Raw genomic sequence first — 9,047 nt, forward strand, 5'->3', positions numbered from 1 at the left:
GAACCAAGCCGTGATCCTGGAAGCCGTGCGCACGCCGTTCGGGCGGCGCGGCGGATGGTGGGCGCAGACGCGGCCGGACGCGCTGCTGGCCGAGACCGTGCAGGGGCTGCTGGCGCGCGCGGGGCTGCCGGGCGACAAGGTCGAGGACCTGATTGCCGGCTGCGTCAGTCAGGCGGGCGAGCAGGGCGCCAACATCGGCCGGCTGGCGGCAATGCTGGCCGGCCTGCCGGAGAGCGTGCCGGGCGTGGCGCTCAACCGGATGTGCGGGTCCAGCCAGCAGGCCGTGCATTTCGGCGCGCAGGCCATCGCTGCGGGCGACATGCGCTACGTGGTCGCGGGCGGCGTCGAAAGCATGAGCCGCGTGCCCATGTTCCTGGACGTGACATTGGGGCAGACGGAATTTCGCGGTTTTGAATCCCTGAACCCGGCGTTGCTGGCGCGTTATCCGCTGATCCATCAGATCGAGAGCGCGGAGCGCATCGCCAGCCATTGGGGGCTGTCGCAGGCCGACATGGATCAGTGGGCACGAGAGAGCCACGCGCGTGCGTGGGCGGCCGCCAGCGCCGGGCTGCACGCGGAACTGCTGCCCGGCACGCCGGCGCTGCGCGACGAGGGCATCCGCGAGACCACGGACGCCGCGCGCATGGCGGCCATGGCGCCGGCATTGCGGGCGCCGGGAGAGGGCGGCGTCACGGCGGCCAACGCCAGCCAGCTTGCCGACGGTGCGGCGGCGGTCCTGCTGGCCGACAAGGACACGGCCCTGGCCGATGGCTTCAGGCCGCGGGCGCGATTCCTGGCGCGGGTGGTGGTGGGTTCGGATCCCGTGATGCAGCTCACGGGCGTGATCCCGGCAGCGCGGCAGGCGCTGTCGCGCGCGGGACTGGCGCTGGAGGATATCGACTGGATCGAGATCAACGAGGCCTTTGCGAGCGTGGCGCTGGCCTGGCAACGCGAATTGAATGCCAACCTGGCCCGCGTGAATCCGTGGGGCGGCGCGATTGCGCATGGCCATCCGCTGGGCGCCACGGGTGCGGGCCTGATGGCCAAGATGCTGGCGGGGTTGGAGGCGACCGAAGGCGAACTGGGCATGCAGCTCATGTGCATCGGCCATGGCATGGCGACTGCGACCATCATCCAGAGGGTTTGATACGGCATGGACAAGACCGGGACCGCCGCGCCGCGGGACGATGGGGCGGACACCGAACGGCGCCGGGAACTGGTCCTGGCGGCCGGCAGGCTGTTCAGCAAGCGCGGTTACGAGCGCACGACGGTGCGCGAACTGGCCAAGGCCGTGGGGCTGCAATCGGGCAGCCTGTTCCATCATTTCCGCAGCAAGGAAGAAATCCTGGTCGCCGTCATGAACAACGGCATTCAGGAAGTGATCGACCTGGGAGAAAAGGCGCTGGCCGCTTACGTCGAGCCGGCCGACCGGCTGGCGGCGCTGTTCCGCGTTCACATGTGGAGCATGCTGCACGGCGCGGGCGGCGATGCGATGAACGCGCTGGTGTACGAATGGCGCAGCCTGTCCGCGCCCAGCCAGGCGGTGGTGAAGGGGCTGAGCGACCGCTACGAGGCGATGTGGCAGTCGGTGGTGGCGGGGGCTGTGCAGGCAGGGCTGCTGCAAGGCGACGCGCGCGTCATCAAGCGCTGTGTGCTGGGCGCGATGAACCTGACGGTGCAGTGGTACAAGCCGGGCGGCCGGCTGGCGCCCGCCGCGTTCATCGACGCGATGCTGCAGGCGTCATTGCCGGCGCTGCCGGCGGGAGCGGGCAAGTGGCCCGTGGAGCCTAACCCCGCCGCTTGAGGAACGCGCCCACGGCGCAGGCAACGGACAACGCCAGCAGCGAGGCCGCGACGGGCAGCAGGAAATCGGCTTCGCCGTGATAGCCGCCGCCGGTGACGCCGCCTGCCACGCCGCCCATCCAGAGCAGGGCCGTCAGGATGGCGGCGATAAGCGAGATGGCGGTGGCGACGCACAGCACGATGAATACCGGCCGCCGTGCGGGGACGGCGCGATAGGGAGCGCCCGGCTGGAAGCGGCGGGGTTGCTTGATCCAGTAGACCAGCCCCGCCACGACCAGCAGCAGCATCAGGATCTTGAAGATCATGACGCGCGCCGACGATCAGTCTTCACGGCGCAGGTGCGGGAAGAGGATGACGTCGCGGATGCTGGGGCTGTCGGTCAGCAGCATGACCAGACGGTCGATGCCGATGCCGCAGCCGCCCGTCGGGGGCATGCCGTATTCCAGGGCGCGGATGTAGTCCGCGTCGTAGAACATGGCTTCTTCGTCGCCGGCGTCCTTGGCTTCGACCTGCGAGCGGAAGCGCTCGGCCTGGTCTTCGGGATCGTTCAATTCCGAGAAGCCGTTGGCGATTTCGCGGCCGGTCATGAAGAGCTCGAAGCGCTCGGTGATGCCTTCGCGCGAGTCGGAGGCGCGCGCCAGCGGCGAGACTTCGACGGGGTAGTCGATGATGTAGGTGGGGTTCCAGAGCTTGGCTTCGGCGGTCTCTTCGAACAGCGCCAGTTGCAGCGCGCCCAGGCCGGCGCGCGACAGCACGGGGCCGTCGGCGTCGGCGCCCAGCTTTTTCAGTTCAGCGCGCACGAAGGCCGGGTCATCCAGTTGGGCCTGCGTGTAGCCGTCGGCGTACTTGAGGATGGCTTCGCAGATGGTCAGGCGGTCGAAGGGCCTGGACAGGTCCAGCTCGCGTTCCTGGTAGGTCAGGACGGCGCTGCCGCTGGCCGAGATGGCGGCCTGGCGGATCAGCTCTTCGGTGAAGTCCATGAGCCAGCGGTAGTCCGCGAAGGCTGCGTAGAACTCCATCATCGTGAATTCGGGATTGTGACGCGGGCTGACGCCTTCGTTGCGGAAGTTGCGGTTGACTTCGAACACGCGTTCGAAGCCGCCCACGATCAGGCGCTTGAGGTAGAGCTCGGGCGCGATGCGCAGGAACATTTCCATGTCCAGCGCGTTGTGGTGCGTGACGAAGGGCTTGGCCGCCGCGCCGCCCGGGATCGGGTGCAGCATGGGGGTTTCGACTTCGAGGAAACCCGCGTTCAGCATGAACTGGCGGATGCTGCCCACGGCCTTGCTGCGCGCTTCAAAGGTGCGGCGCGTGGCGTCGGTCATGATGAGGTCGACATAGCGCTGGCGGTAGCGCAGTTCCTGGTCGGCGACGCCGTGGAACTTGTCGGGCAGGGGACGCAGCGACTTGGACAAGAGGCGCGCGGACGCGGCGTGAACCGAGAGTTCGCCCTTGTTGGTCTTGAAGACCGACCCTTCGATCGCGATGATGTCGCCGATGTCCCATTGCTTGAACGCGGCGTAGACGTCTTCGCCGAGCGTGCCGCGGTCCAGGTAGATCTGGATGCGGCCGGTGCTGTCCTGCAGCGTGGCGAAGCTGGCCTTGCCCATGACGCGCTTGAGCATCATGCGGCCGGCGACCTTGACGGTGACGGCGGCGGCGGCCAGGGCTTCCTGCTCCTCGCCGTCGTACTTGTCATGCAGGGCCGCGGCGCGGGCGTCCGGGACGAAATCGTTGGGGTACGCGACCCCGGTTTCGCGCAGTTTGGCCAGCTTGGCTCGCCGTTCGGCGATCAAGCGGTTTTCATCCTGGGCGGGAGCCGGAGTGGTCGAGTGGTCGGTCATGGTCGGGGGATCAGTCGTAATTGCGGATGTCGTCGATTTCGGTCGTGCCGAAATCTTCGCGATCCAGGTAGGCGAGGATGCGGGAGGCTACGTTGGCGGGCGAGGACAGCTTGCCGGTGGCATGGAAGTCCTGGAACTTGGCCAGCGCGGGGAAGCTCTCGACGGAGCTGGCGCGGATGGCGGCCTGCATGTCGGTGTCGACGATGCCGGGGGCCAGCGCGACGATGCGCGCGCCGTCGGCGCCTTGTTCCTGCTTGACGACGCGGGCGTGCATGTCGAGCGCGGCCTTGGTGGCGCAGTACACGCCCCAGCCGGCGTTCGGGTTGCGGCCCGCGCCGGAGGAGATGTTCAGCACGCGGCGGTCGGCCTTGATGTCGGCGACGGCGGCGAGGAATCGCGCCGTGAGCAGCATGACGGCGGTGACGTTCAGGTTGAAGGCGGCGGTGATGGCCGCGCCGTCGGTGAGTTCGTCGGTGCGCGCCACGGGATGCACCGTGCCCGCGTTGTTGATCAGCAGATAGCGCTTGGCGTCGCGCGGGAGCGCGGCGCAGATGCGTTCGGCCGCGGATTCGGCCGCTTTCAGGTCCGAGAGGTCCACGGACAGCTGTTCCAGATGCATATCCTGCGAGCGCGCGTGGGCGGCGAGCTCGGGGTCTTCGCGGCGCGCCAGCGTGATGAGGCGGGTGCCGGGTTTGACCAGGCCGCGCGCCATGGCGGCGCCGATGCCGCGCGACGCGCCGGTGAGAATTGCAATGGTGTCGGACATTCGTGGACCTCTGGGTGCGTGAAAGCGGGAAGAATCGCGGAACTTAGACGTTTTGCTTGAGGCTGGCCTGGATGAAGGGATCCAGGTCGCCGTCCAGCACTTTCTGCGTGTTGGAGATTTCGACGTTCGTGCGCAGGTCCTTGATGCGGCTCTGGTCGAGCACGTACGAACGGATCTGGTGGCCCCAACCCACGTCGGTCTTGGAGTCTTCCAGCTTCTGCTGCTCTGCCATGCGGTTGCGCATTTCGAGTTCGTAGAGCTTGGACTTCAGCATCTGCATGGCTTCGGCGCGGTTGCGGTGCTGCGAACGGTCGTTCTGGCACTGCACGACGATGCCGGTGGGGATGTGCGTCAGACGCACGGCCGAGTCGGTCTTGTTGATGTGCTGACCGCCCGCGCCCGAAGCGCGGTAGGTGTCGACGCGCAGGTCGGCGGGGTTCACTTCGACTTCGAAGGAATCGTCGACTTCCGGGTAAACGAAAACGCTGGCGAACGACGTGTGGCGGCCGCCCGACGAGTCGAAGGGGCTCTTGCGGACCAGGCGGTGCACGCCGGTTTCGGTGCGCAGGTAGCCGAAGGCGTAGTCGCCTTCGATCTTGATCGTGGCCGACTTGATGCCCGCGACTTCGCCGTCGGATTCTTCAAGGATCTCGGCCTTGAAGCCCTTGCGTTCGGCGTACTTGAGGTACTGGCGCAGCAGCATCGACGCCCAGTCCTGCGCTTCCGTGCCGCCCGCGCCCGCCTGGATGTCCAGGAAGCAGTTCAGGGGATCGGCCGGATTGGAGAACATGCGGCGGAATTCCAGGGCTTCGAGCTTTTCCTGGAAGGCGTTGGCGTCCAGTTCGATCGCTTCGAGGGTGTCGCCGTCATCGTCGGCGGCGGCCATTTCGAAGAGTTCCTGGGAATCGGCCACGCCGGCGCCCAGGCTCGTGAGCGTTTCCACCACGTCCTCGAGCGATTTCTTTTCACGGCCAAGGTCCTGGGCGTGCTTGGGGTCGTTCCAGACGGCCGGGTCTTCGAGTTCGGCGTTTACGACGTGGAGGCGTTCAGCTTTGGCATCGTAGTCAAAGATACCTCCGTAGAGCCTGTTCGCGCTCCGCGTAGTCGGCGAGGCGGGCTGCGAGCTGGTTCTGACGTTCGGCTTCCATGATTGATCCTGTCTGATGACTTTTGTGCGAAACCTGGCATTTTACCGTGGATGGACCAACTGCGCGGGCGCGCGGCGGCAGACGGGGGACGGGTCCGATTTCGGCGGCTTGCCGGCCCGCGGTCGAAGTTGTTCAGTTTTTTGTCAACCTGCCGGCTCTAGCCTTGGGCAGTGGCCGCGACGTCCCCGTTTGGGCTCGTTGAGGACCGCAAAGATGCCGGCCCCGTGCCGGCCTATCCCGCCAGAGGAATGGAGACAGAGATGGAAAACACGATGCCCCCCGGGGTCTCGCCGGCGCTTGACGCCAGTGAAGAGGACCGGATCTACCGCAAGGTGGGCTGGCGGCTGGTGCCGCTTTTGGTGGTCTGCTATGTGGTGGCATACCTGGACCGCGTCAACGTGGGGTTCGCCAAACTGCAGATGCTGCAGGAATTGCAGTTCAGCGAGACGGTGTACGGGCTGGGCGCCGGGATTTTCTTCATCGGCTATTTCATCTTCGAGATTCCCAGCAACATCATCCTGCACAAGGTGGGGGCGCGGATCTGGATCGCCCGGATCATGATCACGTGGGGCATCATCTCGGCCTGCATGATGTTCGTGACCAGCGAGCACATGTTCTATTTCCTGCGCTTCCTGCTGGGCGCGGCCGAGGCGGGCTTCTTTCCCGGCATCATCCTGTATCTCACCTATTGGTATCCGGCCGCCCGGCGCGGCCGCATCACCACGTTCTTCATGACCGCCGTGCCCATGTCCGGCCTGATCGGCGGCCCGATCTCGGGGTGGATCATGGCGACCTTTCACGGCGACCACGGCCTGTCTGGCTGGCAATGGCTGTTCCTGCTGGAGGGGATTCCGTCGGTGGTGATCGGCGTGCTGGTGCTGATCTATCTGGATGACCGCATCAACAAGGCCAAGTGGCTGACGGCCAACGAAAAAGCTGTGCTGATCCGCAATATCGCGGCCGAGGAACAGCAAAAGGAGGATCCGCCGATCCGCGCTGCATTGACCAAGCCGCGCGTGTGGGCGATGGCGCTGATCTATTTCTCGTTCGTGATGGGGCTGTACGGCGTGGGGTTCTGGATGCCGAGCCTCATCAAGAACACCGGCGTGCAGAGCCCGCTGGCGATCGGTCTGCTGACGGCGGTGCCGAATCTGTTCGCCGTGATCGGCATGATCCTGATCTCGCGCAATTCCGACCGGCAGCGCGAGCGCCGCTGGCACGTGGCGCTGCCCGCGCTGTTCGGCGCGTTGGGGCTGTTCCTGTCGGCGGTGTGGAGCGGTAATACGGTGCTGGCGATTCTGGCGCTGACCGTGGCCAACATCGGCATCTGCACGGTGCTGCCGCTGTTCTGGAGCCTGCCGACGGCGCTGCTTGGCGGCACGGCGGCGGCCGCGGGTATTGCGCTGATCAATTCGGTAGGGAACCTGGCGGGCTTCGTCAGCCCGTATCTGGTGGGCTGGCTGAAGGATCTGACCGGGACCACGAATACGGGGCTGTACATGCTGGCCGGCTGCCTGGTGGTGGGCGCGCTGGTGGCGCTGGCGCAGCCGGCGAAGCTGGTGAACAAATAAGACTGCTGGTGGACGTTGTCTCATCAGGTGTCTGACACCCTGGGGAGAGGTGCGTCGGCTTGGGCCGGCGTCTCAGAGGGTGTCAGACACCTTTGCAGCATCAGAGGCTGTTGGTAGGCGGTGTCTGACACCCTCCAGCACTATCCGGCGTGTTCGATCACCAGTTGCACCGACACCATCCCATTCCACACGTTCTGTTCCAGGCGGTAAGCCGCCTGGATGTGTTCCGGCAGGGATTGGTCGTGGCCGAACCAGATGGCGTCGAAGCGTTGGTGGCCGCGTTCCAGCGAGAGCTTCAGGTGCTTCTCGCCAACCAGACGCTGGTTGCGCACGACGAATTCGTCCAGGAACAAGGGGGCGGCAAAGCCCGCGCCCCAGACCTGCTGCTGCAGCATGCCGGCCACGTCGGCGTTGGCGTAGCCGGTTTCCAGCGAGCCGTCGGTTTCGATGACGGGCTCGAAGGTGTCGCGGCCGGTCAGCTCGCGCACCGCGGCGTCGAACGCGGGAGCGAAGGCCGGGAAATCCGCCTTGCCAAGCGTCAGGCCGGCTGCCATGGCGTGGCCGCCGAACTTGCGGATCAGGTTGGGATGGCGCTTGGACACGAGGTCCAGCGCGTCGCGCAGGTGGACGTCGGGAATTGAACGGCCCGAGCCGCGGATCTCGTCGTCGCCCGCCGGCGCGAAGGCCAGGGTGGGGCGCCAGAATTTCTCTTTCAGGCGTGAGGCGACCAGCCCCACGACGCCCTGGTGCCAGCCCGGGTCGAACACGCAGACGGTGGCGCCCGAGGCGGCGTCAGGCGCCTCCATGGCGGCTAGCGCCTGCTCGCGCATCTCGGCTTCGATCGTGCGGCGTTCGCGGTTGATGTTGTCCAGTTCCCGCGCCATTTCCAGCGCCTGCGCCTCGTCGTCCGTGGTGAGGCAGGCGATTCCCAGGCTCATGTCGGCCAGACGTCCAGCGGCGTTGATGCGCGGTCCCAGCGCGAAGCCCAGGTCGAAGCCATTGGCGCTGCGCGGCTCGCGGCCGGCGACGGCGAAGAGCGCGCGCAATCCCGGTTGCAGGCGGCCGCTGCGCATGCGCTGCAGGCCCTGCGTGACCAGCAGGCGGTTGTTGGCGTCCAGCTTGACCACGTCGGCCACCGTGCCCAGCGCGACCAGGTCGGACAAGGCGTCCAGGCGCGGTCCGCCGTCGGGGGCATAGACGCCGCGGCGGCGCAGTTCGGCGCGCAGCGCCAGCATCATGTAGAAGATGACGCCCACGCCGGCCAGGTTCTTGGACGGAAAGCCGCAACCTGGCTGGTTGGGGTTCACGATGGCCAGCGCGTCCGGCAGGGTGTCGCCGGGCAGGTGGTGGTCGGTGATGACCACGCCGATGCCGGCGTCATTGGCGGCGGACACGCCGTCCACGCTGGCGATGCCGTTGTCGACCGTGATGATGATGTCGGGCTTGCCCGCGCGGTGACGGCAGGCCAGTTCCACGACGGCCGGAGACAGCCCGTAGCCCGTCTCGAATCGGTTGGGCACCAGGAAGTCGACATCCGCGCCCATCGCCGACAGCGCGCGCAGGCCGACGGCGCAGGCGGTGGCGCCGTCGCAATCGTAGTCGGCCACGATCAGCAGTTTTTTCCCTGCCTGGATGGCGTCGGCCAGCACGGCGGCCGCGTGGGCCGAATGGGTCAGACCCGCCGGCGGCAGCAAGGACGGCCAGGCGAGCCGGGTCTGGTCCGGATGCGTCACGCCGCGCGCGGCCCACAGGCGGGCCAGCAGGGGGTGGATGCCGGAGGATTCGAGGACGTGGCAGGCGGCCAGGTCGGCCGGACGGATGGTTAAGCGGGGTGAGACCACCAGGCGCTCCAGTTCTTCTTGGGCGCGGGCAGCAAGCCAAGCAGGCCCCCGCGCGGTTTCAGGTCAAGGGCGAC

Annotated in this window: 8 protein-coding genes; 3 read left to right on the forward strand and 5 right to left on the reverse strand. The window is 66.9% G+C overall.

Translation table 11 applies throughout. The features are described 5' to 3' along the window. Both RT697_RS25960 and RT697_RS25965 read left to right on the forward strand, forming a co-directional pair. On the forward strand, positions 1-1,147 hold a 1,147-nt coding region (locus tag RT697_RS25960), incomplete at its 5' end, for a thiolase family protein (protein WP_313702521.1). Positions 1,148-1,153: 6 nt separating this feature from the next. After that, the gene (locus RT697_RS25965; protein ID WP_313702522.1) at positions 1,154-1,804 is read left to right on the forward strand and encodes a TetR/AcrR family transcriptional regulator; all 651 of its coding nucleotides are present in this window, start codon (positions 1,154-1,156) and stop codon (positions 1,802-1,804) included. Here the strand turns inward: RT697_RS25965 and RT697_RS25970 are convergent. The 4 genes from RT697_RS25970 to prfB form a co-directional block, all read right to left on the reverse strand. Next, positions 1,788-2,108: a preprotein translocase subunit TatB gene (locus RT697_RS25970; protein ID WP_239214064.1), complete on the reverse strand. Its 321-nt coding sequence runs from the start codon at positions 2,106-2,108 to the stop codon at positions 1,788-1,790. The two genes, RT697_RS25965 and RT697_RS25970, sit on opposite strands and share 17 nt — an antisense overlap. 15 nt (positions 2,109-2,123) lie before the next feature. Further along, positions 2,124-3,647 (reverse strand): lysine--tRNA ligase, encoded by a 1,524-nt coding sequence (gene lysS, locus RT697_RS25975; protein WP_313702523.1) that lies wholly within the window; start codon positions 3,645-3,647, stop codon positions 2,124-2,126. 10 nt (positions 3,648-3,657) lie between these two features. Then, positions 3,658-4,413, reverse strand: coding sequence for an SDR family oxidoreductase (locus RT697_RS25980; RefSeq protein WP_313702524.1), 756 nt, complete (start codon positions 4,411-4,413; stop codon positions 3,658-3,660). 43 nt (positions 4,414-4,456) lie between these two features. Then, positions 4,457-5,561 (reverse strand): peptide chain release factor 2 gene (prfB, locus tag RT697_RS25985; protein ID WP_175123383.1). Its coding sequence is split into 2 segments (ribosomal slippage): positions 4,457-5,479 and positions 5,481-5,561, totalling 1,104 coding nucleotides; the frame shifts between segments, so codons are not numbered across the junction. 260 nt (positions 5,562-5,821) lie between these two features. Here prfB and RT697_RS25990 point away from each other — a divergent pair. Beyond that, positions 5,822-7,132 carry an MFS transporter gene (locus RT697_RS25990; RefSeq protein ID WP_409517493.1) on the forward strand — a complete coding sequence of 437 codons (1,311 nt, stop codon included), beginning with the start codon at positions 5,822-5,824 and terminating at the stop codon, positions 7,130-7,132. 140 nt (positions 7,133-7,272) lie between these two features. On the opposite strand, the gene recJ is transcribed toward RT697_RS25990, so the two are convergent. Beyond that, entirely contained in the window at positions 7,273-8,973 is a 1,701-nt protein-coding gene (recJ, locus tag RT697_RS25995) for a single-stranded-DNA-specific exonuclease RecJ (RefSeq protein WP_313702526.1), read from the reverse strand. Positions 8,974-9,047 lie beyond the last annotated feature (74 nt).

The organism is Achromobacter sp. (assembly GCF_032113835.1).
Taxonomy (GTDB): Bacteria; Pseudomonadota; Gammaproteobacteria; order Burkholderiales; family Burkholderiaceae_B; genus Achromobacter.

Coding starts and splice junctions, on each gene's coding strand:
- RT697_RS25980 (WP_313702524.1), bottom strand. CDS start 4,413: ATGTCCGACACCATTGCAATTCTCACCGGCGCGTCGCGCGGCATCGGC.
- RT697_RS25965 (WP_313702522.1), top strand. CDS start 1,154: ATGGACAAGACCGGGACCGCCGCGCCGCGGGACGATGGGGCGGACACC.
- RT697_RS25970 (WP_239214064.1), bottom strand. CDS start 2,108: ATGATCTTCAAGATCCTGATGCTGCTGCTGGTCGTGGCGGGGCTGGTC.
- lysS (WP_313702523.1), bottom strand. CDS start 3,647: ATGACCGACCACTCGACCACTCCGGCTCCCGCCCAGGATGAAAACCGC.
- RT697_RS25990 (WP_409517493.1), top strand. CDS start 5,822: ATGGAAAACACGATGCCCCCCGGGGTCTCGCCGGCGCTTGACGCCAGT.